Origin of the sequence: Nocardia aurantiaca, assembly GCF_009708175.1 — a bacterium.
Taxonomy (GTDB): Bacteria; Actinomycetota; Actinomycetes; order Mycobacteriales; family Mycobacteriaceae; genus Nocardia; species Nocardia aurantiaca.
In genome coordinates this window covers 38,645-65,514 of record NZ_WMBB01000007.1, presented here as the reverse complement: position 1 = coordinate 65,514, position 26,870 = coordinate 38,645, and the positions used below count along the sequence as shown (strand labels likewise).

At 70.2% G+C, this 26,870-nt stretch carries 15 protein-coding genes; 9 read left to right on the top strand and 6 right to left on the bottom strand.

The genetic code is table 11. The features are described 5' to 3' along the window. The first annotated feature begins 17 nt into the window (after positions 1 to 17). The 5 genes from GLP40_RS15905 to GLP40_RS15885 all read left to right on the top strand — a co-directional run bounded on the left by GLP40_RS15905 (position 18) and on the right by GLP40_RS15885 (position 19,516). Complete coding sequence (locus GLP40_RS15905) at positions 18 to 1,613, top strand: amidohydrolase (protein WP_328290228.1); 1,596 nt, start codon at positions 18 to 20, stop codon at positions 1,611 to 1,613. After that, positions 1,603 to 3,588 carry an apolipoprotein N-acyltransferase gene (lnt, locus tag GLP40_RS15900; RefSeq protein WP_154788717.1) on the top strand — a complete coding sequence of 662 codons (1,986 nt, stop codon included), beginning with the start codon at positions 1,603 to 1,605 and terminating at the stop codon, positions 3,586 to 3,588. The genes GLP40_RS15905 and lnt overlap by 11 nt, the downstream gene beginning before the upstream one ends. A gap of 390 nt (positions 3,589 to 3,978) precedes the next feature. After that, positions 3,979 to 17,652 carry a non-ribosomal peptide synthetase gene (locus GLP40_RS15895; protein ID WP_154788716.1) on the top strand — a complete coding sequence of 4,558 codons (13,674 nt, stop codon included), beginning with the start codon at positions 3,979 to 3,981 and terminating at the stop codon, positions 17,650 to 17,652. Continuing rightward, complete coding sequence (locus GLP40_RS15890; protein WP_154788715.1) at positions 17,649 to 18,641, top strand: ATP-binding cassette domain-containing protein; 993 nt, start codon at positions 17,649 to 17,651, stop codon at positions 18,639 to 18,641. Before GLP40_RS15895 ends, GLP40_RS15890 begins: the two co-directional genes overlap by 4 nt. Before the next feature lie 92 nt (positions 18,642 to 18,733). Beyond that, positions 18,734 to 19,516 (top strand): ABC transporter permease, encoded by a 783-nt coding sequence (locus tag GLP40_RS15885; protein WP_328290303.1) that lies wholly within the window; start codon positions 18,734 to 18,736, stop codon positions 19,514 to 19,516. Positions 19,517 to 19,692: 176 nt separating this feature from the next. On the opposite strand, the gene GLP40_RS15880 is transcribed toward GLP40_RS15885, so the two are convergent. Then, a complete protein-coding gene (locus tag GLP40_RS15880) occupies positions 19,693 to 20,028 on the bottom strand; it encodes an RNA polymerase-binding protein RbpA (protein WP_040857934.1) in 336 nt (111 codons plus the stop codon). Positions 20,029 to 20,223: 195 nt separating this feature from the next. On the opposite strand from GLP40_RS15880, the gene GLP40_RS15875 reads away from it, so the two are divergent. Beyond that, on the top strand, positions 20,224 to 20,550 hold the full coding sequence (locus GLP40_RS15875; RefSeq protein ID WP_154788714.1) for a hypothetical protein: 327 nt from the start codon (positions 20,224 to 20,226) through the stop codon (positions 20,548 to 20,550). Here the strand turns inward: GLP40_RS15875 and GLP40_RS15870 are convergent. Further along, positions 20,501 to 21,553 carry a hypothetical protein gene (locus GLP40_RS15870; RefSeq protein ID WP_196054695.1) on the bottom strand — a complete coding sequence of 351 codons (1,053 nt, stop codon included), beginning with the start codon at positions 21,551 to 21,553 and terminating at the stop codon, positions 20,501 to 20,503. The two genes, GLP40_RS15875 and GLP40_RS15870, sit on opposite strands and share 50 nt — an antisense overlap. Before the next feature lie 92 nt (positions 21,554 to 21,645). On the opposite strand from GLP40_RS15870, the gene GLP40_RS15865 reads away from it, so the two are divergent. Further along, complete coding sequence (locus tag GLP40_RS15865) at positions 21,646 to 21,834, top strand: hypothetical protein (protein WP_154788713.1); 189 nt, start codon at positions 21,646 to 21,648, stop codon at positions 21,832 to 21,834. Between the two features lies 1 nt (position 21,835). Here GLP40_RS15865 and GLP40_RS15860 read toward each other — a convergent pair whose 3' ends face one another. Further along, positions 21,836 to 22,819, bottom strand: a complete 984-nt coding sequence (locus tag GLP40_RS15860) for a glycosyltransferase family 9 protein (protein ID WP_328290226.1) — start codon at positions 22,817 to 22,819, stop codon at positions 21,836 to 21,838. Positions 22,820 to 23,009: 190 nt separating this feature from the next. On the opposite strand from GLP40_RS15860, the gene GLP40_RS15855 reads away from it, so the two are divergent. After that, positions 23,010 to 23,360: a hypothetical protein gene (locus GLP40_RS15855; protein WP_154788711.1), complete on the top strand. Its 351-nt coding sequence runs from the start codon at positions 23,010 to 23,012 to the stop codon at positions 23,358 to 23,360. 115 nt (positions 23,361 to 23,475) lie between these two features. Here the strand turns inward: GLP40_RS15855 and GLP40_RS15850 are convergent, their stop codons facing one another. Both GLP40_RS15850 and GLP40_RS15845 read right to left on the bottom strand, forming a co-directional pair. Next, complete coding sequence (locus GLP40_RS15850) at positions 23,476 to 24,162, bottom strand: SGNH/GDSL hydrolase family protein (protein WP_154788710.1); 687 nt, start codon at positions 24,160 to 24,162, stop codon at positions 23,476 to 23,478. Then, the gene (locus tag GLP40_RS15845) at positions 24,159 to 25,622 is read right to left on the bottom strand and encodes an MFS transporter (RefSeq protein WP_154788709.1); all 1,464 of its coding nucleotides are present in this window, start codon (positions 25,620 to 25,622) and stop codon (positions 24,159 to 24,161) included. Before GLP40_RS15845 ends, GLP40_RS15850 begins: the two co-directional genes overlap by 4 nt. Before the next feature lie 121 nt (positions 25,623 to 25,743). On the opposite strand from GLP40_RS15845, the gene GLP40_RS15840 reads away from it, so the two are divergent. Further along, on the top strand, positions 25,744 to 26,379 hold the full coding sequence (locus tag GLP40_RS15840; protein WP_328290225.1) for a TetR/AcrR family transcriptional regulator: 636 nt from the start codon (positions 25,744 to 25,746) through the stop codon (positions 26,377 to 26,379). Positions 26,380 to 26,530: 151 nt separating this feature from the next. Here GLP40_RS15840 and GLP40_RS15835 read toward each other — a convergent pair whose 3' ends face one another. Further along, entirely contained in the window at positions 26,531 to 26,866 is a 336-nt protein-coding gene (locus GLP40_RS15835) for a YnfA family protein (RefSeq protein WP_154788708.1), read from the bottom strand. Positions 26,867 to 26,870 lie beyond the last annotated feature (4 nt).

Sequence of the window (26,870 nt, the reverse complement as noted above, 5' to 3'; positions counted from 1 at the left end):
GGGCAGACTGGAGATCCGTGAGTACCCAGTTGCTTGTCGGCGGCCGCATCTACAGTTCGAGCAATCCTGACGCGACGGCCATGGCCGTGAGCGACGGGACCGTGGTGTGGGTGGGGCTCGACAAGCCGGGACGGGCACTGCACCCGGACGCGGAGATCATCGACCTCGACGGGGCGTTCGTGGCGCCCGGATTCGTGGACCCGCATGTGCACGTGACGGCGCTGGGCGTGCAGCTGATGGGACTCGATCTGGCGCAGGCCCGTTCGTTGCAGGAATGCCTGGATACGGTGCGCGAGTTCGCCTCCGCGCATCCGGACGGTGTGATACTCGGTGCGGGCTGGGACGAGACCACCTGGGCGGAGGGACGACCGCCGACGCGCGAGGAGATCGACGCCGCCGCACCGGGACGGCAGGTGTATCTGGCTCGCGTGGACGCACATTCGGCCGTGGTCTCCACCGCCCTGCTGGACGCGGTGCCCGGAATCGCCGAGGCGCGCGGCTTCACTGGCGGTGTGCCGCTGCGCGGCGACGCCCACCACCGCGTGCGCGAGGCCGCGCTGGGCGCGCTGACCCGGGCGCAGCGCGACGCCGCGCGGCAGGTGGCGCTGGACGCGGCGGCCGCCAACGGCGTTGTGGCCGTACACGAATGCGCGGGACCCGAGATCTCCGGCGCCGACGACGTTCGGGAACTGCTGGAGTACGCGCACGGCGTCGAGGTGCGTGCCTACTGGGGACAGGCCGTGCGCGGCGCGGACCAAGCCCGCACCCTGGTCGAGGAGCTCGGCGTGCACGCCCTCGGCGGCGACCTCTTCGTCGACGGCGCGATCGGCTCGCACACCGCCTGGCTGCGCGAACCCTACGCCGACCGCGACACCACCGGCACCTCCTACCTCGACGCCGAGGCCATTGCCGCGCACGTGCTCGCGTGCACCGAGGCGGGCATCCAGGCCGGCTTCCACGTCATCGGCGATGCGGCCATGGATGCCGTCGTCGCCGGCTTCGAGCGGGCCGTCGGCGAACTCGGCGGCCCGGCCGTCGCCTCGCGCGGGCACCGCGTCGAACATGCCGAGATGATCACCCCGGACCAGATCGCGAAGCTGGCCGCCTGGGGCGTGATCGCCAGCGTCCAACCGGGATTCGACGCAGCCTGGGGCGGCTCCGCCGGCATGTACGCCACCCGGCTCGGCGCCGAGCGCGCCGCCACCCTGAACCCGTTCGCCGCCATGGCCGCCGCCGGCATCTCCCTCGCCATCGGCTCCGACGCCCCCGTCACCGCACTGAACCCTTGGGGGGCCGTGCGTGACGCGGCCCACCACCGCACCCCGGGGCACCAGATCTCCCCGCGCGCCGCCTTCGCCGCCGCCACTCGAGGCGCCTGGCGTGCGGGGGGCGTCCGCGACGGCGTCGCCGGCACGCTCGTTCCCGGAGCCCCCGCCTCTTATGCGATCTGGGACGCCCAGGAACTCGTCGTCGCGGCCGCGGCGGACACCGTCCAGCGCTGGTCCACCGACCCCCGCTCCCGCGTCCCCGGCCTCCCGCCCCTCGCTCCGGACGCCACCCTGCCTCGCTGTCTGCGCACCGTGCACCGTGGAGTCACCATCCATGAAGCCTGAGCCAGACCCTGAAAACACCGCCGGCCCACAGCCTTCGGGGGTGGCCGACGCCGCCGGGCGCGACCGCGCTTCCGGCACACCGAATCCCGGGAGTGCCGTGATCGTCGGCTCCGACACGGAGGACGCCACCGGTCCAGGAGCATCGGCCGCTGACTTCGGCCCGGTCGAGAAGACCGGTACGCCCGACGCTGAATCGAGTCCCATGGCGGCATCGGCCACGGGCCCCAGCGGCGGTGACACGGCCCGTGGCCCGGGCGGCACCGTACCGGAAGGCGATGTGGGCGGTGGCGTTTCGACCGCCACCCGGGCCGCGTTCCGGCCGGAGGATCGGCCGCAAGTGGCGGCACGGGTGGTCGCGGTCGTCGCGACATGGTCGCGGTTGACGCGGTTGCTCGCGGCGGTCGTCGCGGGACTGCTGCTCTACGTCAGTTTCCCGCCTCGGACCCTGTGGCTCCTGGCTCCGGTCGGCATCGCGGTGCTGACCCTCGCCGTACGTGGAACACGCCGGGCGCGTGGGGGATTCGGGCTCGGTTTCGCGGCGGGGCTGGCGTTCTTCGTACCGTTGCTGCCGTGGACGGGGATTTATGTGGGGCCGATGCCATGGCTCGCGCTGTCGACGGTGTGTGCCTTGTATGTCGGGTTTTTCGGGCTGCTGACCCGGTGGGTGGCGACGTTGCCGGGATGGCCGCTGTGGGTGGCGACGGTGTGGTCGCTCACCGAGTGGGCGCGCTCGAGCTTCCCGTTCGGCGGGTTTCCCTGGGGGAAGCTGGCTTTCGGGCAGGCCGACGGCTGGTATCTGCCGTACGCGATGATCGGCGGCGCGCCGGTGGTGAGTTTCGCGGTGGCGCTCACCGGCACCGGGCTGGCCTGGCTCGCGGTCGATGTGCCGCGCCGGTTCACCACGACCATAAAAGATAGCGGAGAAGTTGCCAGCGCCACGGCGAATTCTCCCAGATGGAAAGCCGTCCGTCCCATATCGTGGAACCGGATTGTTGCTGCGGCAATGCTTGTGGCTATAGTTCCCCTCACCGGAGTGATCCTCCGGAGCGCGCTGCCCGGCCCGGAGGACGGCAACCGGCCGATCACGGTCGCCGCCATCCAGGGCAGCGTGCCGCGTCTGGGCCTGGACTTCAATGCCCAGCGGCGCGCGGTTCTCGACAATCACGTCAAGCGCACCGAGGAACTCGCCCGCGACATCGCGGCCGGGAAGGCCCCCCGGCCGGACGTGGTGATCTGGCCGGAGAACTCCTCCGATATCGATCCCCTGCGCAATGAGGATGCGGCCCAGGAGATCTCGCAGGCGTCCAAGGATGTGAAGGCCCCGATCCTGGTCGGCGCGGTACTCGTCAACGACGACCGCACCACCACCAACTCGGTCATCGTCTGGAACGGCGACGCCGGACCGGGGGAGCGCCACGACAAGAAGATCATCCAGCCCTTCGGCGAATATCTCCCGTACCGCAACTTCTTCCGGCACTTCTCCGAATACGCCGACCGTGCAGGCTATTTCGTCCCCGGTGCGGGCGACGGCGTCGTGCGCGTGCGGCCCGTCTCCGGCGGCGACCCGCTCGCCATCGGCGTGGCCACCTGCTATGAGGTGGTCTTCGATCGCGCCTTCGAGGAATCGGTCCGCGCCGGCGCGCAGATCCTCGCCGTGCCGACCAACAACGCCACCTTCGGCCGCAGCGAGATGACCTATCAGCAGCTGGCCATGTCACGTGTCCGCGCGGTGGAGCACGGTCGCGCGGTGGTGGTCTCGGCGACCACCGGCGTCAGCGCCATGATCACCGCCGACGGCGTGATCCGGCAGCAGACGCCGCAGTTCGAGCCGGCGGCGCTGGTGGCGAGGCTGCCGCTGCGGGACGACACGACACTCGCGACGCGGTTGGGTCCCGCGCCGGAGGTGCTCTTGTGTATTCTGGCTGCGGCCGCCACTGTGGCGGCGCTCATCCGACGTCGGTCGCGCATCATGTGAAACCGGCGGGCCGGCAGGCGGAGAAGCCTTCCGGTGGATTACCCAGCGGGAACGTGTGAGAGGGCCGTCCCGCATCGGCGACGTTCGTTCGCCGGCTCCGGCTCGGGCTTGTTCGATACGCCCGAGTTCGTGCGGTTTCCTTGTGTGAATTCAGCGACCATCCTGAGGTTCGCTATGAGGTAACTGAACAACAATCTTCGTTCCGTCAACGCTGTTGGTTGCGGGCAACTCGAGATCACCACCGATCCGCTCGGCGGGATGCTCCGAATCATAGGGCGTGGATCACGTCCTACGGCTCGCGCATGCGCGCGAACGCCGGACACCCAGGACGCGGTGACCACTTTCGGGGCTCGGGGAGTTGCGTCTACAGCGGCAGAACGGAGTTTTTTGATGAGTTCATTGGCCACCGACCGTGTCGACCAATGTTCTTCGGGGGAATTCTCGGCTCAACCTTTCGCGCTCTCTCCCGCGCAATCGGCCCTGTGGTACGCGCAGCGCATCCGACCCGACATCCCGTTGACCATCGCGCAATTCGTAGAGATCCACGGCGATCTGGACGTCGGCCGCCTGCTCTACGCCATCGAACGCTTCGGCGCCGAAAGCGAATGCGGCCACGTGCGCCTGCTCGAGATCGACGGGGTGCCGCACCAGATCGTCGACCACGCCCGACGACCCGGCTGGGCCCGCTACGACCTGCGCGCCGAGCCCGACCCGCGCGCCGCGGCTCTCGCCTGGATGAACGAGCACGCCAGCTCGCCCATCGACATCGAACGCGACCCGCTCACCATCAATGTGGTGCTGCGGATCGGCGACTCGGAGTGGATCTGGTACACCCGCGGCCACCACATCGTCATCGACGGCTACGGCGCCATGAACGCCACCACCCGTGCCGCCGAGATCTATACGGCTTTGGAAGCACATGACGAGCCGATGGTCTCCCGCGCCACCCCGCTGGCCGCCATCTACGCCGACGAGAACCATTACCGGGAGACCAGCCGTTTCGTCACCGACAGCGACTACTGGCGCCGGCAGCTCGACGGCGCCGGCGAGCCGATCACCCTGTGCAGTAACGGACTGCTGCCCACGGTCTCCGACGCGGGCCGCCGCACCGCCACCGCGGTGCTCTCCGAGGAGGTCGAGGCCGCCGTCGAGGCGGCCGCGACCGCGTTCGGCTCCAACAGCTCCGCGCTGTTCGTGGCCGTCCTGGCCGGTTATGTGCGTGCGGTGACCGGCTCTCAGGATGTGGTGCTGAGCCTGCCCGTGTCCGCGCGCACCACGGTGGCGCTGCGCCGCTCCGGCGGCGTGGTGTCGAACGTGGTGCCCATCCGCGTGCAGTTCAGCGACAGTCACACCGTCGCCGACACCGTGCGCGCGGTCGAGCTGCAGATCACCGGCGCCCTGCGTCATCAGCGCTACCGCAGCGACGACATCCGCCGCGACTGCGGCTATTCCCGCGACGCCCGCGGCTTCTTCGGGCCCATGGTCAACCTCATGCTTTTCCACAGTGAGCTGAAATTCGGCAGCCTGATGGGCTCGATCAACGTGCTCTCCACCGGGCCGGTGGAGGACCTGTCGATCAATGTCTACAACGGCCTGGGCAACCGCATTCACATCGACTTCGAGGCCAACCCGCGCCTGTACGGCGACGCCGAACTGTCCATGCACCACGGCCGCTTCCTGGACTACCTGGCCCGCTTCGTGTCCGCCGCCCCGGAGACAGTGGTCGCCGATATGCCGGTGCTCACCGATCCGGAACGCGAACGCGTCCTGCGCGAATGGAATTCGACGGAGGTCGCCCGCCAGCAGGGCACCCTGGCCGGGCTGTTCGCCGACCGGGCCGCCATCGACGCCGACCGGATCGCTCTCGACTTCGAGAACGAGACCCTCACCTACGCAGCCTTCGACGCGCGCGCCAACCGCCTGGCCCGTGCACTCATCGCGCGCGGCGCGGGCCCGGACACCCAGATCGGCCTGGCCATCCGCCGCAGCCTCGACCTGCTGGTCGGCATGTACGCCATCGTCAAGGCGGGCGCGGCCTACCTGCCCATCGATCCGGACCACCCGGCCGACCGCATCCGGGCCATCCTCGACCAGGCCCGGCCGCTGTGCGTGCTCACCGCCGCCCGCGATGGGCTCGAATTGCCCGGCACCGCACCGCGATTCGACATCGACACCGCGGATGTGTCGCAGCATTCGGGCCGTCCGGTCACCGACGCCGACCGGACCGCGCCGCTGCGCGCCGACCATCTCGCGTACGTGATCTTCACCTCCGGCTCCACCGGTAAGCCCAAGGGCGTCGGCATCACCCACGCCGCCATCGTGAACCGGCTGCGCTGGATGCAGCACGCCTACCCGCTCGACTCCTCCGACGTGGTCCTGCAGAAGACCCCCGCCACCTTCGACGTGTCGGTGTGGGAGTTCTTCTGGCCCTTGCAGATCGGGGCCCGCCTGGTCATCGCCGCTCCCGACGGGCACCGCGATCCCGGCTACCTGGCCCGCGTGATCGCCGAGAAGGGCGTCACCACGGCGCATTTCGTGCCGTCGATGTTGTCGGTGTTCCTCACCGACACCGATGTGGCCGGATGCACCGGGCTCGTGCGCGTGTTCTGTAGTGGTGAGGCGCTGCCCGCCGCCACCGTCACCGAATTCCATGCCGCCCTCGGCACGTGCGCGGACGCGCCGCAGCTGCACAACCTGTACGGCCCGACCGAGGCCGCCGTCGACGTCACCGCCTGGTACTGCGCGCCGGGCAGCACCGAGGTCCCGATCGGCGCGCCTATCTGGAACACCAGCGCCTACGTGCTGGACGCCCGGCTCCAGCCGGTCGCCCCCGGCGTGGTGGGTGAACTGTACCTGGCGGGTGTGCAGCTGGCCCGCGGCTACCTGGGCCGTGCCGCCCTGACCGCGGACCGGTTCGTGGCCAACCCGTTCACCCCCGGCGCCCGTATGTACCGCACCGGCGATCTGGTGCGCTGGCGCGGTAGCGGCGATGCCGGCGTGCTGGAATACCTGGGCCGCAGCGACTTCCAGGTCAAGGTGCGCGGACTGCGCATCGAACTCGGCGAGATCGAGGCCGCCCTGCTCGCCGATGCCGGTGTCGCCCGCGCGGTGTGCGTGGCGCGGCGCGGGCGCGGCGACGACGATCTCATCGGCTACGTGGTGGCGGCTCCGGGCGTCGATGCGCTGGACACCGCCGATCTCAGGGCCGCTCTGCGGCGCACACTGCCCACCTACATGGTGCCGTCGATACTCGTGGTGCTCGACGAACTGCCGCTCAGCGCCAACGGCAAGGTGGATCGCGAGGCCTTGCCCGCGCCCGACCTGGGCGCCCGCCGTCCGGCCCGGTCCGGCGCCGCGCCCAGCACCGCCGTGGAACGTCAGCTCACCGGCATCTTCGCCGAGGTTCTGGGCATCGACGAATTCGATGTCGAGGACAGCTTCTTCGACATGGGCGGCAACTCGCTGACCGCCGCTCGGGCGGTGGCGCGCGTCAATGCCGCTCTCGGCGCCGCGCTCACCATCCGCGACCTGTTCGAAACCTCCACCGTCACCGCCCTGGCCACCCGGATCTCGGACATGCGACCGCAGAAGGCGTCGCCGAGGCTGGCGGCCGGCCCACGGCCGCAACGGGTTCCGCTGTCACTGGCCCAGCAGCGGCTGTGGATCCTCAACCGCTTCGCCGAGCACGCGGCCGCCTACAATATGCCGTTCGCGGTGAAACTGACCGGGCCACTGGATATTCCGGCGCTGCGGGCCGGGCTGGTGGACGTGCTGGAACGGCATGAGAGCCTGCGCACCACCTTCCCCGACACCCCGGACGGGCCCTGCCAGCTGGTACATCCGGCCGCCGAGATCCCGCTCACCCTCGACCCCGTCGACGCCGCCGGCGCCGATGTCGTCGCGCTGGCAACCGAATTCGCCGGCTACGGCTTCGACCTGCGCAGCCAGGCCCCCGTGCGGGTGGCGCTGTACAGCACCGGTCCCGAAACCTACCTGTTCCTGGTGGTGCTGCACCACATCAGCGGGGACGGCTGGTCCATCGCCCCGCTGACCCGCGACATCATGACCGCGGTCGCCGCCCGCGCCCACGGCGCCGCACCCCGGTGGACGCCACTGCCGGTGCAGTACGCGGATTTCGCGCTGTGGCAGCGGGAACTGCTCGGCGACGAGGCCGATCCGGCCAGCGCCCTGGCCCGGCAGCTCGCCTACTGGCGCGCCGCCCTCGCCGACCTGCCCGACCAGCTGGACCTGCCGCTGGATCGCCCGCGCCCGCGGCACCGCTCCACCGACGGCGGCACGGTCGTCCTCACCATCGCCGCGCAGACCCGCCGCGCCCTGGTCGCCGTCGCCGCCGAGCGCGGAGTCAGCGCGTTCATGGTGCTGCACGCCGCCCTCGCCGCGGTGCTCGCGCGCCTGTGCAACACCACTGACATCGTCATCGGCACCCCGATCGCCGGGCGCAGCGATCCCGCGCTCGACGAGCTGGTCGGCATGTTCGTCAACACCCTGGTGCTGCGCACTCGGGTGGACCCGGCCGTCGGGTTCGACCGCATGCTCGACGAGGTCCGCGAGACCGACCTCAATGCCTTCGCCAATGCCGATGTGCCCTTCGAGCGGCTGGTCGAGGTGGTCAACCCCGAGCGCTCCGCGGCCCGCCACCCGCTGTTCCAGGTCATGCTGTCCTATGACGGCAGCCCCGAACTGCGCGTCGACCTGCCCGGCGTGGACGCCGAGGTCGTGCCCCTGGCCATCGATGTCGCCAAGTTCGACCTGCAGCTGACCGTGCACGAACCGGCCGGAGCTCACGCCGAAGAGGCCCCGCTCATCGCTGAATTCGGTTATGCCGCTGATGTTTTCGATCGGGCCACGGTGGACGCCATTGCGCGGCGCTTCGGCGCCGTCCTGACCGCCGCCATCGCCGACCCGTCGATCCCGGTCGGCGACCTGCCGCTGCTGGACGCGCGGGAGACGGCGAAGCTGGTGCCCATTATGGGTTCACCCGCCGAGCCCACCATCAGCCTGGCCCAGCTGCTCGCCGACACCGCCGAGCGGGTGCCGGACGCGGTCGCCGTGCGCTACCGCGGCGAGGACACCACCTATCGCGAGCTCGACGAGCGCTCCAACCGCCTGGCGCGGGTGCTGATCGAGCACGGTGCGGGCCCGGAGGTGGTGGTGGCCATCGCGCTGCCGCGCAGCCTGGAAAGTGTCCTCGCGGTGTGGTCGGTGGCCAAGACCGGTGCGGCCTACGTGCCCATCGACCCGGACTACCCGTCCGACCGCATCGGCCATATGCTCGCCGACTCCGGTGCGATGCTCGGCATCACCAATGCCGAACGGCGCGACGACATGCCGACGACCTGGCCCGGCAACCGCGGACGCCACCGCAAGAGCTATGTGGACTGGCTGCTGCTCGGCTCGGACCAGCTCGCGCGGGAGTGCGCACAGTTTCCCGACACCGCGGTCACGGATGCCGACCGGCACCACCCGTTGCGTATCGGCGGCCCGGCCTACCTCATCTACACCTCCGGTTCCACCGGCACGCCCAAGGCCGTGGTGATCACCAACGCCGGAGTCTCGTCGCTGGCGCACGAGCAGAGGCAACTGTTCAAGGTCACCGATTCGGCTCGCACCCTGCACTTCTCGTCGCCCAGCTTCGATGCCTCGGTGCTGGAGCTGCTGCTCGGTTTCGCGGCCGGGGCCACCATCGTGATCGCGCCCGCGGGCATCTACGGTGGTGCCGAACTCGCACGAGTCCTGCGCGAGGAGCACGTGACGCACGCCTTCGTCACGCCCGCCGCCCTCGGCACCGTGCCCGCCGACGACCTGCCGGACCTGGAGGCCGTGATCGTCGGCGGCGAGGCCTGCCCGGAGGATCTCGTAAAGGTCTGGACCGCACCGGATTCTCGGCCCGGCCTGCCGCCGCGGCGCATGCACAACATGTACGGCCCGTCCGAGGCCACCGTCGCCGCCACCGCCACCGGGCCCATGATCGCGGGGCAGCCCGTGCCCATCGGCGGGCCGGTGCGCGGTATGCGGCTGTTCGTGCTCGACCGCCGCCTGCACCCCGTGCCGCCGGGCGTGGCGGGAGAGCTGTACCTGTCCGGACCCGGCCTGGCGCGCGGCTATCTGGGCCGGCCGGACCTGACCGCGCAACGCTTCTCGGCCAACCCGCACGGCCGCCGCGGCGAACGCATGTACCGCACCGGTGATCTCGTGGTCGTCGACGGCGCCGGGCAGCTGCGCTTCCTGGGCCGTGTCGACGACCAGATCAAGATCCGCGGCTTCCGAATCGAACTGCGCGAGATCGACCACGTGCTGGCCGCGCATCCGGGAGTCACGTTCGCGCTCACCGTCGTTCATCACGACGAGCGTGGAATCCCGCGCCTGGTCGCCTATCTCACCACCGACACCGATCTCGACCCGGCCGCCGTGCTCGAGACCGCGCGCGGGCGGCTGCCCGGCTACATGGTGCCCTCGGCGCTGATGGTGCTCGACGCCATGCCGGTCACCCCGTCCGGCAAGCTGGACCGCAAGGCGCTGCCCGCGCCCGAGTTCATGTCCGGCGCATCCACCCGCGCCCCGGAAACCGAAGTGGAGCGGCAGGTCGCGCTGGTCTTCGCCAGTGTGCTGGGCGGTCTCGCGCCCGGCGCGGAGGACAACTTCTTCGAGATCGGCGGCAACTCGCTGCTGGCCACCCGCCTCACCGCGGCCCTGCACACCGAGTTCGGAGTGGAGCTGCCGGTGCGCGACATCTTCGAATCGCCCACCGTGGCCGGGGTGGCCGTCCGGCTGGCGGAAGCGCCCCGGGCCCAGCGTATGGCGCTGGCTGTGCGTACGCCGCGCCCGGAGCGCGTACCACTGTCGCTGCCGCAGCAGCGACTGTGGTTCCTCAACAGATATTCCCCCGAATCGAGCGCTTACAACATCGCGTTCGTGCTGCGGATCGACGGCGATCCGGACATCGACGCGTTGCGGGCGGCCCTCGCCGACGTGGTGGAGCGCCACGAGGTGCTGCGCACCGTCTTCCCCGAGGACGAACAGGGCGCCCACCAGGTGGTGCTGGACACCGCGCGCTGCATGCCGGTGCTGGAGGCGGTCGAAACCGACGAGGTGGGCGCGCGCAGTGCCCTGCGCTCGCTGGCGCGCTGCGGCTTCGATCTGGCGCGGGAGGTCCCGCTGCGGATGACCTTGTTGCGCACCGGAACCCGTCGGCACCTGCTCGGCATCGTGCTGCACCACATCGCCGCCGACGGCTGGTCGCTGGGCCCGCTCACCCGGGACCTGGCCATCGCCTACACCGCCCGTCACGGCGGCGCGGCCCCGGCGTGGACGCCGCTGCCGGTGCAGTACGCCGACTTCAGCCTGTGGCAGCGCGAGGTCCTCGGCGCCGCCGACGACGCCGAGAGCGCCGCGGCCGTGCAGCTGGCCTACTGGCGCGCCGCGCTGGCGGACCTGCCGAAGGAGCTGCCGCTGCCCTACGACCAGCCCCGCCCGGCGGCACCGACCCAGCGGGCCGGAACGGTGCGCTTCGACGTGCCGGAGGCATTGCAGCGCAAGCTCGTCGAGGTCGCGCGGGCGCACGGCGTGAGCCTGTTCATGGTGCTGCGCTCCACGCTGGCCGTGCTGCTGCGCGTGGTCACCGGTGGCCGCGACATCGTCGTCGGCACCCCGGTGGCCGGACGCACCGACACCCGACTCGACGACCTTGTCGGCATGTTCGTGAACACGCTGATCCTGCGCTCTGATGTCGACCCCGACCGCAGCTTCGCCGAATTGCTGCGGGCCGACCGGGACACCGAACTGGCCGCCATGGGGAACGCCGAGGTGCCCTACGAGCGGGTCGTGGAGGAACTGCGGTCCGGTGACGAGCGACAACGCCGCTACGGCGCGAGCCCGCTGCTGCAGGTCGCGCTCACCGTGCAGGACACCCCGGTGCCCGCTCTGCGGCTGCCCGGCCTGTCGCTGCGGGCCGAGGAGCTCGATATCGCGCTCGCCAAGTTCGACCTCGAGCTGCGGGTGCTACCCGGCGCCGCCGAGGACGAGCGCGTCTTCGAATTCGTCTACGCCGCCGAGCTTTTCGACCAGGCCACGGTCGCCACCCTGGCCGAACGCCTGCTCGAGGTATTCGACGCCGTCACCGCGGACGCGCATGTGCGAGTTCGTGACATCGACGCCCGCACCGAGGTCGAACGCGACATGTTCACCCCCGCCTGGGGTCCCGCGCCCGAGCCGCAGTGCAGCCTGGCCGCCTACTTCGGGGCCACCGCGCACCTCAATGCCGACCGGGTGTTCCTGCGCTTCGACGACACCGAGCTCACCTTCCTGGAATCCGATGTGTACTCGAACCGCCTGGCGCGGGCCCTGATTCACCGCGGTCTGGGCCCGGGGGACCGGGTGGCGCTGGGCCTGACCCGGTCGGCCGAGTCGGTGCTGACGGCGCTGGCCGTCGCCAAGTGCGGTGCGGCGTTCGTCCCGGTGGACCCCAACTATCCTGCGGATCGGGTGCAGCACATGCTCGCCGACTCCGGCTGCCGGGTCGGCGTCAGCATGACCGAATACGCCGACCGGCTCCTCATCGCCACCGGCGACCGCATGGTGGACTGGCTGCTGCTCGACGACGCCGAACTGCTCGACGAACTCGAGGTGCTCGACGACGCGCCGATCACCGACGCCGAACGCACCAGCACGCTGTGGACCGCCGATCTGGCGTACATCATCTACACGTCCGGATCCACCGGAAAACCCAAGGGAGTGGCCGTCACCCACGGCGGCCTGTCCAATTTCGCCGACGAGATCCGCGAGCGCGCCCAGGTCGACCGAGACTCGCGGACCATGCACTTCTCGTCCCCGAGCTTCGACGCCTCCGTCTACGACCTGCTGCTCGCGATCTGCGCCGGCGCGACCATGGTCATCGTCCCGGCCGATGTGTACGGCGGCGACGAACTGGCCGCGCTCATGGAGCGCGAACAAGTCACCCACACCTTCATGACCCCGGCCGCGCTGGCCACCATCGACCGTGAGCGCTGGCCGCTGCCGCACCTGCGCGCGGTCATGGTCGGCGGCGAAGCTGTGGGTCCGGAACTGGTGGCGCGCTGGGCCCCCGGCCGCATGATGTTCAACGTGTACGGGCCGACGGAGACCACCATCGTGGTCACCATCTCCCGGCCGCTGACCGTCGGCGAACCCGTCACCATCGGCAACCTGGTCCGCGGCGCACGCGCCCTGATCCTGGACGAACGCCTACGCCCGGTCCCGGTGGGCGTGCCCGGTGAGCTCTACGTCGGCGGACAGGGTTGCGCACGCGGCTATTTCGAGCGGTTCGATCTCACCGCCTCGCGGTTCGTGGCCGACCCGTACGGGCCGGCGGGCTCGCGGATCTACCGCACCGGCGATGTGGTGCGCTGGACCGCCGACGGTGATATCGCCTACCTGGGTCGCAGCGACCACCAGGTCAAGCTGCGTGGTTTCCGCATCGAACTCGGCGAGATCGATGGCGTGCTCACCGCCCACCGCGCGATCAGCTTCTCCCACACCGAGGTTCGCGAGATCGCCGGCACACGCCGCATCGTGTCCTTCGTCCTGCCCACGGACCTCACCGCCGCACCGGATCTCGAGCAGGTGCGGGCGCACTGCGCCGAGCGCCTGCCGGTGCATATGGTGCCCAGCGCCATCACCCTGCTCGACCACATCCCGCTCACCCCGGTCGGCAAGCTGGACCGCGACGCGCTGCCGCAACCCACGGCCGTCGTGGCCGTGGTCTCCCGCGACCCGGAGACCGACACCGAGCGCCTGGTCGCCGAGGTGATGGGTGAACTGGTCGGCGCCCGGGCCCTCGGCGCCGACGACAGCTTCTTCGAGGTCGGTGGAAACTCGCTGCTCGCCACGCAATTGGTGGCGCGGCTGGCGAATGCCTCCGGGGTGCGGCTGGAGGTGCGCACGGTCTTCGCCGCGCCCACCGTGGCCGGGCTGGCCGCGGCCCTGGATGCCGAATCGGCCTCGGCGGGCCTGCGGCCGGAGCCGTGTCAACGCAGCCGGCCCGACCGGATTCCGCTCTCGGCGGCACAGCGGCGGCTGTGGTTCCTGGAGAAGTTCAACGCCTCCGGCGACCACGGTGAATCGCTGGGCGTCTACAACGTTCCGCTCGCCCTGCGCCTGCACGGCGAGCTGGACATTCCGGCACTGCGCGCGACCTTGCACGAGGTACAGCGCCGCCACGAGACACTACGCACCGTCTTCCCGGAGATCGATGGTGAGCCCTGCCAGCAGATCCTGGAACCGGGCGAGGCCGCGGTCGTTCTCCCGCTGCGCACGGTCTCGGAAGCCGAGGTGCCCGCGGAGATCCGCCGCGTCACCGCCGCCGGTTTCGACTTGGCGGCCGGCGTTCCGCTGCGCGCGGCGCTGCTGCAGCTCGACGGTAGCCGGACCGAGCACGTGCTGGTGCTCGTCGTGCACCACATCGCCATCGACGGCTGGTCGCTGCAACCGCTGGCCGCGGACGTGGCCGCGGCCTATCGGGCGTACACCGGCAAGCAGGCGCCGGAATGGCCCGAATTGCCCATCCAGTACGTCGATTACACGCTGTGGCAGCAGGATGTGCTGGGCCGCGAGGACGATCCGGAGTCGGTGATCAGCCGCCAGCTCGACTACTGGCGACGCGCCCTCGACGGCATTCCGGAACTGCTCGCCGTCCCGGCCGACCGGCCCCGACCGCCGGTGCCGACCTATCGCGGCGGCACGGTGAAGTGCCGGATCGACGCCTTCACCCACCGCGAATTGCAGCTGCTGGCAGCCGAATACGGCGTCACCATGTTCATGGTGCTGCACGCGGCACTCGTCGCACTGTTGCACCGGCTGACCTCCGGCGACGACATCACCATCGGCACACCCATCGCGGGACGCGGTCATCCGGCGCTGGACCGCCTGGTCGGCATGTTCGTCGGCACCCTGGTGCTGCGAACCGCCATCGACGGCGGCGCCCCGTTCGGCGACCTGCTTCGCACGGTCCGCGACACCGACCTCGAGGCCTTCGCCCACGCCGACGTGCCGTTCGAGCGTCTCGTCGAGGTGATCGATCCGGTGCGCTCCCAGTCGCACCACCCGATGTTCCAGGTCATGCTGTCGGTGCAGAACCAGCCCGTGCGCGTACTGGAACTGCCCGGCCTGCGCATCGAGGCCGACGAGGCCGATCCGGGCATCGCCAAGTTCGATCTGCAGTTCACGCTCACCGAATCCTGGACCGAGCGGCGCGAACCCGACGGCATCACGGTATCGGTCGACTACGCCGCCGACCTGTTCGAGGAATCGAGCGCGGAGCGGCTGGCGCAGCGGTTCGTCCGGCTACTCGGCGCGGTCGCCGCGAATCCGAACGCCGCGGTGGGTGATCTGGAGCTCCTCGACTCGGCCGAATGGAGGGCGCTGGCCCCGGTGCGCGGCGCCGAGCCCGGGCTGCCCATCACCTTCCCGGAGGTGTTCGAGGCCGCCGCCAACCTCGACCGGTCCGCCATCGCGGTCCGCTCGGCCGGCACCCAGATCTCCTATGATGCCCTCGACCGCTGGACCAACCGGCTGGCCCGGGTGCTCATCGGCTACGGCGTCGGCCCGGAAACCCTGGTCGCGATGGGGATTCCGCGTTCGACCGAATCGGTGGCGGTCATGCTGGCCATCGCCAAGGCCGGCGCCGCGTTCGTGCCCGTCGACCCCCACTACCCGCAGCAGCGCATCAGCCACATGCTGCTGGATTCCGGTGCGGCCGTGGGCATCACGCTGTCGACCTATCGGGAGCGCATGCCCGACGGGGCCAGCTGGACCGTGTTGGACGCGCCGTCGTTCCGGCGGCGGGTGCTGGCCACCTCCGACGCGCCGATCCGAGACACCGAGCGCACCTCGGTGCTGCGCATGGACAACCCGGCCTACGTGATCTACACGTCCGGCTCCACCGGCATCCCGAAGGGCGTGGTCGTCACCCACGGCGGCCTGTCCAACTTCGCGGCCGAGACCGCTCAGCGCTTCGATGTCGGACCCGGCTGCCGCGTTCTGCACTTCGCCACACCGAGTTTCGACGCCGCCATGCTGGACCTATTGCTCGCCCTCGGCGGCGCCGCCACCCTGGTGATCACCCCACCGGGCGTGGTCGGCGGGCACGAGCTGGGTCAGGTCTTCATCGAGGAGGGCATCACCCATGCCTTCATCACCACCTCGGCACTGGGCACCGTCGACCCGACCGGCGTGACCTCGCTGCGGCACGTGCTGGTCGGAGGTGAAGCGCTGCCACCGGATCTGATCACCCGCTGGGCTCCCGGCCGCAAGCTCTACAACGTGTACGGGCCGACGGAAACCACCATCGTGACGATGATTTCGCAGCCCATGGCGCCGGGCGAGCAGATCACCATCGGCGGTCCCATCCGCGGTGTCGGCGCGACCGTGCTCGACGGGCGGTTGCACCCGGCGCCCGCCGGGGTCACCGGTGAACTGCAACTGGCCGGTGCGGCCCTGGCGCGCGGCTACCTGCGCCGCCCGGGCCTGACCGCGCAGCGGTTCGTGGCCAACCCGTTCGGCAAGCCGGGAGCGCGCATGTATCGCACCGGCGACCTGGTCCGCTGGCTCGAACGCGACGGCCGCGCACGGGAACTGGAATACGTCGGCCGCACCGACCACCAGGTCAAGATCCGCGGTTTCCGCATCGAACTCGGCGAGGTCGACGCGGCGCTGGCCAAGCACCCGCAGGTGGAGTTCGCCACCACCATCGGGCACCGCACCCCGGCCGGATCCACCGCGCTGGTGGCGTATGTGAAGCAGCGCAACGGAACCGCGCCCACCACCGCCGAACTGACCGCGCACGTGGCCGAACTGGTGCCCGACTACATGGTTCCGCAGTCGATCATGCTGCTGGACCGGGTGCCGCTGTCCGCGGTCGGCAAGCTGGATCGAAAGGCGTTGCCGGAACCGGTGTTCGCGGCCCGTGAGGGCTACCGCGCACCCTCCACGCCGATCGAGGCGGCGCTGTGTGCCGCCTTCGCCGAGGTGCTCGGCCTCGACCGCTCCTCCTCCCCGCGCTTGGTCGGCGTCGATGACGGGTTCTTCGAACTCGGCGGCAACTCGCTGCTGGCCACCAAGGTGGTGGCGCGGCTGCGCGCCGCCGGTATCGACCTGCCCGTGCAGGCCATGTTCGGCGACTCCAGCCCGGCCGCCATCGCGCGGCGGCTCGACGCCGCCGAGGGTGTGGCCGCGGCATCGCTGACCGCGGCCTTGGGCGCGGTGCTGCCGCTGCGGACCGCCGCCGATTCCGATGTGCCGCCGCTGTTCTGCGTGCATCCCGCCATCGGGTTGTCCTGGTGCTTCGCCGGGCTGCTGTCGCACCTGCCGCCCGAACGGCCCGTGTACGGCCTGCAAGCGCCGCACGTGGCCGGGGAAAACAGTCACCGCACCATCGCCGAGGCCGCGAAATACTATGTGGCGCACATGAAGTCGATTCAGGCGGAGGGCCCCTACCATGTGCTGGGGTGGTCGCTGGGTGGGCTCATCGCCCACGAGGTGGCCGTGCAGCTGCAGGAGGGTGGCGACGAGGTCGCCCTGTTGGGGCTGATGGACAGCTACCAACTGTCGGACCGGTGGCTCGAGCAGGCCGTGCCGTCGGTGGCCGCCATCATCGCCGAATTCGGTTCCGACCTGCTCGGCGGCGACGCCGACATCGACCCGCGTCTGACACTGACCGAGGCGGCCGAACTGCTCCGCGGGAGATCCGGGCCGTTCGCGGCGCTCACCGTCGAGCACCTGGAACGGCTCTACACGGGATACCAGAACGGCGCGGCGCAGGCGCACGGGTTCAGGCCCCGCGTCTTCGACGGGGACATGCTCTTCTTCACCGCAGCCGACGACGAGATCAACCGGGCCGACCCGGACCGCTGTGCCGCGGCCTGGCAGCCCTACGTCACCGGCGACGTATACGACCAGCTGGTGCGCTGCACGCATGCCGGTATGACCACGCCCGAATCCCTCGCCGTCATCGGGCCGGTGTTGCGGGATCAGCTGGCGGCCATCCAAGCCCGGCGGGAGGGTACGCGATGAGTTTGGCCGTGGAAGTCCAAGGACTGGTGAAGTATTACGGCAAGGTGCGGGTGCTCGACGGGATCGATCTGGAGATCCCGCGTGGCACGGTGATGGGTTTGCTCGGGCCCAATGGTGCGGGCAAGACGACCACGGTCCGCATCGTCACCACCCTGTTACGCGCGAGCGCGGGCTCGGTGCGCATCGCGGGTGTGGACGTGCTGAAGCATCCGGCCCGCGCCCGCACCCGGATCGGTCTGTCGGGCCAGTACGCGGCCATCGACGCCAACCTTACCGGATTCGAGAACCTGCGCATGGTGGCCAGGCTGTACGGCATGAACCACAAGCGGGCCGCCGAACGCGCCACCGAACTGCTCGCCGCCCTCGGCCTCGACCATGCGGCCGGACGGCGGGCGGGCACGTACTCCGGCGGTATGGTTCGGCGGCTCGACCTGGCGGGGGCGCTGGTGTGCCGGCCGCCGGTGGTCGTACTGGACGAGCCCACCACCGGGCTGGATCCGCACGGCCGCCTCGACATGTGGCGGGTCATCGGCGAACTCGTCGACGACGGCACCACCGTGCTGCTCACTACCCAGTACCTGGAGGAGGCCGACCTCCTCGCCGACCGCATCACCGTCATCGACCGCGGGCGCGTCATCGCCCGCGGGTCGGCCGACGAACTCAAGACCTCCATCGGCGGCGACAAGCTCACCGTCACCCTCGCCGCCGGTCAGGATGCCGCCCCCGCGCGGAAGGTGCTGGGCGAGGTGGGCATCGGCGAACCCGAATACGACGAGGGCGCCGACGCGGTCGCCGTGGTGGTCGGCGACGGCACCCGCACCATGGTGGAGGCGCTGCGCCGCCTCGACGACGCCGGGGTGCACGTGGTCGACGCCGCTGTGCACCGGCCCACCCTCGACGACGTATTCCTGTCCCTCACCGGCAAATCCGCCGACCGCAAACCGGAAGTCCCCGCACGCGAGTCAGTCCAAGAGGAGATCCTGTCGTGACGACCCTCCCCGCCGAACCGGAAGCCCCCGCGCCACCCGCGCAGGAGCCCGACCCTCAGCGCGTCGAGGGGCCCGCCATCCTGCTACCCCGGGTGGTGCGCGACTCGGCGATCGTGGCGTACCGCAACCTGCTGACCATTCTGCGGGTGCCGACCCTGCTGGTGACGGCCACCATCCAGCCGCTGATGTTCGTATTCCTGTTCGCCTACATCTTCGGCGCATCGCTGGGCGGCAGCCAGTACCGGGAGTTCCTGCTCGCCGGAATCTTCACGCAGACAGTCGCTTTCAACGCCGCGTTCACCACCGTCGGCCTGGCCAACGACCTGCACAAGGGCATCATCGACCGGATGCGGACGCTGCCCATGTCGCGGCTGGCGGTGCTGATGGGCCGCACCCTGTCGGACCTGGTGGTCAATATCCTGGCGCTGGCGGTGATGGTGGCCTGCGGGTATGCGGTCGGCTGGCGGATCAACGGGGCGGTCATGGACGCGGTGCTGGCGTTCGGTGTGATTCTGCTGTTCGCCTTCGCCATGTCGTGGGTCGGCGCGATCACCGGGCTCATCTCGCCGAGCGTCGAGGTGGCTCAGAGCGCCGGTCTCATCTGGCTCTTCCCGCTGACCTTCATCTCTTCGGCGTTCATCTCCGGGGAGACGCTGCCCGGGCCGCTGCGCACGGTAGCGGCCTGGAATCCGATCACCGCGGTGTCGGCTGCCGGGCGCAAGCTGTTCGGCAACGGCTCCCCGCCGTCGTTCACACCGGCGCGCGGATGGCCCGCCGACCACTGCGTCGAATACTCGCTCTACTGCTCGCTGGCCATCCTCGCGGTCGCGGTGCCGATCGCCCTGCTGCGGTACCGGAAGGTGGCCAGTCACTGAGCGGGCGCGGGCAGCGCGCCAAGCTGCCCGGCCTGCTCGACCCGTCGATCGGTCACGGAATCCGACGATCCGGCCGCCAATCTGCTTGCCGCACACGACGGCTCACCACACTGACCCCGCAATGAGAAAGGCCTCGCACCAACGTGGTGCGGGGCCCTTGCCCGTGGTGGCTGTGCTCAGCCGCGACGGCGGGTCTTGAGCAGCTCCATGCGCTCCTGCAGGAGCTCCTCGAGCTCTTCCTTGCTGCGACGCTCCAGCAGCATGTCCCAGTGGGTGCGCGGCGGCTTGACCTTCTTGGGCTCCTGCGTGGTGCCTTCGAGCAGGATGCCCTCCTGGCCGTTGCGGCACAGCCAGGTCGGGGGGATTTCGGCGTCGTCGGCGAAGGGAACATCGAATTCCTCGCCGTTGTCGGTGCGGTACCGCGCCATCCGACGCGGCGCCAGGTCGTGGTCGCGATCGGTCTCGTAGCTCACCGCTCCGAGCCGAGACCCCCGGAGTACGCGATCTGCCATGAGTGCGGTCCCTTCTCGCCTGTCGGCAATGTTCTACATCAGTGTTTCTGCAGCTGCGCTACCTACAGTCAACGCAGCCGCGCACGTGTTGGTTCCCGTGGGAGAACCCTGACATCCTACTCGTCCGCCGCGGCGCCCTCACCGCGGCGTGCCCTTCCGCCCGGTCGCGGCCGCAAACCGCTAATGTGACGGACCATGTCTCGACGCGTGCTGTCCTGCTGCCAGTGGTGCGGGCGGGAGATCGCCGAATCGGAGATCGGACGCCGCCGGCGGTATTGCCGACAATCGTGTCGCCAGCGGGCGTACGAGCATCGAAACAGCGTGAAGGGCACCGGTATTCCCGAGGATTCGGTGGTACTGAGTGCTCAGGAGGTGTCGGATCTGTCCGACCGCTGGTTCGCTGCCCGCTGCGCCGCCGAGGATGTGGCCACGGCGGTCGCGGAGGGCGCGGAGATGGTCGAACTGGCCGATCTCACCGCGACATTGGTGGCACTGACGCGTGAGGCCGAACGGCTGCGCTGACCGCGGCGTGGCGGCCGGGCCGCCGGGCGCGGAGGCTGAGCGCGTGGACGAGGCCGATGCCGAGCGCGGTGACGGCGGCGACAAGGATGAGGGCGGTGAGGGTTTCACCGTCGGGCCGGGTCACCGGCTGCCCGCGCAACGCCTGCCACACCAGCAGCGCCACCAGGCCGGTATAACCGAGCGCCAGCACCCCGACCAGTCGGGTGCGGGTGCGTTCGGCGCGCAGCCAGTTTACGGTCGGGGCCAGTCGTGCGAGCACGACGGCGGCCACGATGAGCAGTTGAATACCGTGCAGGCCCGCGAAGTGCGCGATCCGCATATCGCCGCCCGCGGTGCTCCAGTGCGTGACCGGCATGCCCTCGATCCCGTCGCGGACGGCGGGCTGCCCGCTGATGAAGGTGTGGCCCGCGCCCAGGCGCACGGGATGACCGTAGGCGTCGGTGGTCTGCTGTTCGCCGCTGAAGCCCATGGTGTAGCCCAGTGCCATGCCGAATACCGCGATGCCCAGGCCCGCCCTGATCGCCAGCGAGGTGGGCCGGTCGGTGATGCGCTGCCACGAAAGGGTCACGGCGATCACGAGATTCGCGAGGAACAGTCCCGGCACGCCGGTCATGAACACCCATTGGCCGACGGTGTTGACCGCGTCGTGCTGGGTGTTGAAGTGGCTGAAGGTGCCGCGCGCGGCCTGTACCACCACGAATCCGACATCCACGATGCTGGTGGCGGCGAAAACGGTGCCCATCCACCAGGTCAGCCGCCGCCCGCGGTGCGGGAACGACACCAGCCAGGCCAGGGTGCCGCAATAGAGGGCCATGGCGATGGCGAACTTGAGGGGCTTGAGCCATACCGATTCGCCCAGCAGCATGCGGTCGTCGAAGGCCATGGCGCACAGGGAGAATACGGCCAGGGCTGCCATGGACGCGGTGGTGACGAGCAGGGGGCGGTGCGGTCGGCGGGCGGGAGCGGTGAGCGGCGCGAGCGTCGGACGATCGAGCGTGGTCATGACGGCGACGCTAGGTCCGCGATTCCGCATACCACGTCCCCCGGCGGTGGGGTCGTCACGTAGTACCCGGGTATGAGGGCGGCCTCCACGGTATGAGCACGACCATCTCGAACGGCTTCCCGCCGCTGCGACCGTCATCGGGGCGATCGCTCTGGCGCAATGGCCCGGCCCTTCCCGAACTCGCGGGTGTCGCCCCGGTGATGGCCGCCCTGATTCCGGGTGCCGCGCAACGGGATCAGAGTCGGCCCTTGCCTGCCGGCAGCGCGGCGGACACGCTGTGAGCTACCCGACGCGCCGGTAGGCCTGTTGGGCGCGGCGGCCGGTGCCGGGCCATGGCCGTTTGCGGAGTTGCTTGTCGACGGCGTTGACGACTTCGGGGACACCGATCTTCAGGAGCCCGGGGTCGATGCCGTCGGCGTCCGGGTTGCCGGTCTGTCCGGCCCAGAGCACGGCGTGGCGGCCGAGCAGGTGCGGGGGTGGGCCGCTGCGACTGGGCGGGTTGGGGCCGAAGAGCAGGACGGTGCGGGTGCCGAAGGCGGTGGCCAGGTGAGCGACGCCGGTGTCGCCGCACACCACGAGGGCGGATTCGGCGACGGTGGCGGCCAGTTCGATGAGGTTCTGCTGACCGGCGAGTACTCGCGCCGGTGAGAGTCCCGCACGGGAGGCGACGCCGAGCGCGATGTCGCGTTCGGAGTCGTCGCCGGTCAACACGACTTCGCGATCCTGCACCATCAAATGTCGGACCACGGCCGCGAACCGGTCGGGCGGCCAGCGCCGCGCGGCCGCGCCCGCGCCGATGTGCACGACCACGGCGTCGCGGTGGCTGGTGGTGGCGACCGGCGGCACCAGGCCGAGGTTGCGCCGGTCGGCGGCGATGCCGTCGAATTCGAGCAGATGGCACCAGCGGTCCACATCGTGCATCTCGGGTTGCCAAGGGGGGCCGGGCAGGTCAGGAAAGGCCGGATTGCGGTAGGTGAGAATGCGTTCGGGCTTGGTGCGCGCGAGTTCGACGATGCCGTCGGTGCCCGCGCCGTGCAGGTTGACCGCGAGTGTGGGCGCCGCACGGTCCCAGCGCAGTCCGACCGGGTCGCTGACGGGCACCATCTCGTCGACGGAGGCGATGAGATCGACGATGGGTTTGAGGCGATGCGGCGCCGCGAGTGCGATGTGGTCGTCGGGCCGGGCCCGGCGCAGTGCGCGCAACGCGGGAACAGCGGTGAGCAGATCACCGAGCCCGCGTGCTCGCAGCACTAGTACAACCGCCACCTGAACTCTCCTAGCCGGCCACACTGCCCACGACGCTCTGCGGTCCGCCACGGACGCGCGGGGACCAATTGACAAAGGACTACCCGGGCCGAATGGGGGTGAAACCCGGCAACCGGTCCGCACTGTGGCGGAAAACCGCGAGTACTACCGGCTGTCGTTGTCGCGGGCGGATGGATTACCGTGTGCACTCATGACCTTCGTCTACAACCTCATGGTGACGGCTCATCTGCTCGGTATGGCGGCGGTGGTCGGCGGGTATGTCGCCTCCCAGCCGCGGGTGTCGGAACTGATGGTGTGGGGCGCGCGTGTGCAGATCCTCACCGGCGTGATCCTGGTGGGCATGGCCGAGTCGATCCATTCGCTCGGCAAGGAACCGAACATGCCGAAGATCATCACCAAACTCGTTGTGGCCGTGCTGGTCGCGGCGTTCGCCGAGATGGGCCGCGCGGACGCCAAGCGTGGCAAGGAGGTGGCGTGGATGACGCACGCGTCCGGTGCGCTGGCGATCCTGGACGTCTTCATCGCGGCGCTGTGGAAGTGATCGAGGGCGAGACGGTGAGCACGAGAACTCCCTAGCTGGTTTCTGACGCGAAAGGCGATGCCGCACAGGGCGCATGGCTGCACCCTGTGCGGCATCGGGCGTTTCCGGCGTCGCACTAGGGATGTCGGGCGAGTTCGGGCGGGAGTTCGCGGGCGGTGTGGCGGGCCAGGTTCTTGGCGATCTCGGCGGCGACCACGGCGTGCCCGGCCATGGTCAGGTGGATGAGGTCGGCCGAGAGCCAGTTCGGGCGCAGGCGCGCGGGGTGGTCCCAGAACTCGGTGAGGAGGGCGTCGTGGCGCTGCGCGACCCGGCGCACGGCCTCGGCGAATCCGGCGAACAGCGGACGCACGGGAGCCATGCGCCCGGTGAAGGAGTCGGCGAGGGTGAACAGCGACAGCCGCGCCCCGGTAGCGGCCACTCGCGCGCAGAGGTCGTCGAGGGCGGCTTCGACATCGGTGAGGTTCGCCTCGCGCAGGAACAGGTCGTTCCCCCCGCAGCTGATATGGACCAGATCCGGCCGGAATGCGTCGAGCGCGGGCAGCTGCAAGGCGTGCACGTCGGCGATGAGCGCACCCCGCTTCCCGGTGTTGAGGTAGTCGGTGCGGGGGTGGGCGGCGAGCAGCCAGCGTGCCAGTCGATCTGCCCAGGGCACGGTTTCGTAGCCGGGCCAGGGGTCGCCGGTGCCTTCGGCGGTGGAGTCGCCGATGACGGCGAACCGCCGGAACGGCACCTCGCTCAGGATGGCGGCGGCTGCCGGATCGGACAGGGTGAACGGATCGGTGGCTTCGGTGTGGGCGTTCATGCGGTGGTCTCCTCGGCTCGGACGGGTGCGGCGGCGAGAACGGCCGCGGCGACGGCGATGACGGCGCACACCGCGAACAGCGTGTGGAAGGCGGTCAGCGGCTGCTCGGGGTGGGCGGCGAAGACTGCGGCCAGCACCGCGACTCCGAGCGCGCCCCCGGATTGGCGGGCGGTGAGGTTCATGCCGAGCCCGGCCGCGAATCGTTGCGGCGGCAGCGATCGGGCGGCGGCGGTGCCGAGCACGGTGGTGAGGATGCCGATGCCGCCGCCCCCGAGAATCCCGGCGGGCACCCATGCCCGCCACAGTGCGGGGGTGGCATCCCAGACGCCGGTGCTCATGTAGAAGGTGGACGCGGCGAACATCAGTGCACCCAGCACGCCCAGCCAACGCTGCCACGGAACCGGTGCGCGCCCGGCGAGGACCGCGGTGACCATGGAGGCGATGGCGCCGACGGTCATGGCGGCGGCCGACTCCAGCACCGAGTAGTGCCATACGGTGTCCAGCCATAGCGGCCCGGCCAGCAGCCACGCGAACATGGACGCGCCGAAGACGAAGGCGACGGCATTGACCAGCGCATAGCGGTGGCTGCGCCACAGTCCCACCGCGATGGCCGGGCGCGGATGGTTCCGCGATCGCCACAGGGCCAGGGCCAGCAGCGCGAGTCCGCCGAGGCCGCAGGCGAGAGTGCGCCAGTCATCCCAACCCCACTGTTGGCCCTGGGTGACCGCGGCGACGACCGTGCCGATGCCGAGCCCGGTGGCGACGGTGCCGACGAGGTCGGGCAGGCCGTGCGGGTGCCGCTGATCCCCGCGTGCCAGCCGCAGCCCGGCCGCGATGAGCAATGCCGCGACGGGCAGGTTGATGACGAATACCGAACGCCAGCCGAACCAGTCGACGAGCGCACCGCCCACGGCCGGGCCGACGGTGGCGGCGAATCCGCCCGCGGCGGTCCAGGCGGCCATGGCCATGCCGATGCGTTCGGGCGGGGTGACGCTCAGGACCAGGCCGAGTCCGGCCGGAATGAGGAAGGCGGCGGTCCCGCCCTGGAGGAAGCGGCCGGCGATGAGCCAGTCCGCGCCGGGGGCGAGCGCGCACAGCAGGGAGGTGAGTGCGAATCCGGCCAGGGCGGTGAGGAATACGCGTCCGCGCCCGAGTGTGTCGGCGAGCTGTCCGGCCGGGGTGAGCAGGGCGGCGAAGGCGACAGCGTATCCGCTGACCACCCAGGTGAGGGTGGTGGCGGTGCCGGGGTAGTCGCGGGTGATGGCGGGGAAGGCGATATTGACCACGGACAGGTCCAGGAACGACATGAACGCCGCGCCGGAGGCGACCAGCAGGGCGAGGCGCGCCTGGCGATCGGATGTGGTTGTGGCCGAGGGTGATTCGTGAGCGTTGAGTCGGTGGTCGTCGCCCGGCGGGGAGGCGTCGGGATTGGTGGGCTGACGGTGGCTGAGGTCGGTCATGAGGGGCTCTCTTGCGAAGCGGCGGTCGGAGCGGAATCAAAACTGTACGCACGATCGTTCGTATTATTGAAAAGTACGACCGATCGTGTGTAAAAGCAACCACGGGTGCGAAGATGGAGAGGTGGATGAACCAGTGCGGCCTGTCGAACAGGAGATCTCCGATCAGCGGCGGCTCAAGGGGGCGCGCGCCCGCGCGGCCATTGCCCGCCATGCCGCCGACGTGGCCTCGGTCGAGGGGCTGACGGGACTGAGTCTCGGGCGGCTCGCCGGAGATCTGGGTGTCAGTAAGTCCGGGGTGGCGACACTGTTCGGCACCAAGGAGAACCTGCAACTGGCGGCGGTGCAGTCGGCGCGCGAAGTGTTCATCGAGTACGTCGTCCGCCCGGCCATGAGCCAGGCGAGGGGTATGCCGCGACTACGCGCGATCGTCGACCGCTGGTTCGACTACGTGGGTGAGCCGCTGCTGCCCGGCGGCTGCTTCCGCGGCGCGAATGTGCCCGAATTCGACAGCCGCCCGGGCCCGGTGCGCGACGCCCTGGCCGCCGACCGCGACGACTGGTTCGCGGTGCTGGAGAAGGAGATCGGCCGCGCCCAGGAGCAGGGCTACCTGGCCGGACTGGACCCGCACGCGGTGGCGTTCCAGCTGGATGCGGTTGTGGCGGCGGCGAATACGGCGGCGCGCATGGGTGACGAGACGGCGTTGCCCACCGCGCGCGCGATCGTCGACGGGCTGCTCGGATCAGCGTCCGAGCGCTGAGCATCGCCGTGACCGTGACCACGCGTAATCCGTTCGCGCGCCGCAATTCCGCATCGACTGCATAGTCGCCGGTCTTGGCTCGCGGTGCACGGAGTGCGTGAATACAGTTCGGGCGCAGCCGGTTTCACGTGGAGCAAAACCTCGGTGTGTCTCACGCCGAGCGTGGCGCGTACATGATGAGCCCGACCCCGACGAGGCACACCAGCGCGCCGACCACGTCCCAGCGGTCGGGCCGGAAGCCGTCCATGGCCATGCCCCACAGCAGTGACCCCGCCACGAACACGCCACCGTAGGCGGCGAGGATCCGCCCGAAATCGGCGTCCGGCTGCAGGGTGGCCACGAACCCGTAGAACCCGAGCGCGACCACCCCCGCCCCCATCCATGCCCAGCCACGGTGCTCGCGAACCCCCTGCCAGATCAGCCAGGCCCCACCGATCTCGGCGACGGCGGCCAGTCCGAAGAGCACGATCGATCGCAAGACGGTCATGGGA

Bases quoted from the DNA above. Each gene is read 5' to 3' on its own strand.
- GLP40_RS15855 (WP_154788711.1), top strand. From the start codon at position 23,010: ATGACCTTCGTCTACAACCTCATGGTGACGGCTCATCTGCTCGGTATG.
- GLP40_RS15870 (WP_196054695.1), bottom strand. From the start codon at position 21,553: ATGACCACGCTCGATCGTCCGACGCTCGCGCCGCTCACCGCTCCCGCC.
- GLP40_RS15835 (WP_154788708.1), bottom strand. From the start codon at position 26,866: ATGACCGTCTTGCGATCGATCGTGCTCTTCGGACTGGCCGCCGTCGCC.
- GLP40_RS15880 (WP_040857934.1), bottom strand. From the start codon at position 20,028: ATGGCAGATCGCGTACTCCGGGGGTCTCGGCTCGGAGCGGTGAGCTAC.
- GLP40_RS15865 (WP_154788713.1), top strand. From the start codon at position 21,646: ATGAGCACGACCATCTCGAACGGCTTCCCGCCGCTGCGACCGTCATCG.
- GLP40_RS15890 (WP_154788715.1), top strand. From the start codon at position 17,649: ATGAGTTTGGCCGTGGAAGTCCAAGGACTGGTGAAGTATTACGGCAAG.
- GLP40_RS15850 (WP_154788710.1), bottom strand. From the start codon at position 24,162: ATGAACGCCCACACCGAAGCCACCGATCCGTTCACCCTGTCCGATCCG.
- GLP40_RS15895 (WP_154788716.1), top strand. From the start codon at position 3,979: ATGAGTTCATTGGCCACCGACCGTGTCGACCAATGTTCTTCGGGGGAA.
- GLP40_RS15845 (WP_154788709.1), bottom strand. From the start codon at position 25,622: ATGACCGACCTCAGCCACCGTCAGCCCACCAATCCCGACGCCTCCCCG.
- lnt (WP_154788717.1), top strand. From the start codon at position 1,603: ATGAAGCCTGAGCCAGACCCTGAAAACACCGCCGGCCCACAGCCTTCG.
- GLP40_RS15875 (WP_154788714.1), top strand. From the start codon at position 20,224: ATGTCTCGACGCGTGCTGTCCTGCTGCCAGTGGTGCGGGCGGGAGATC.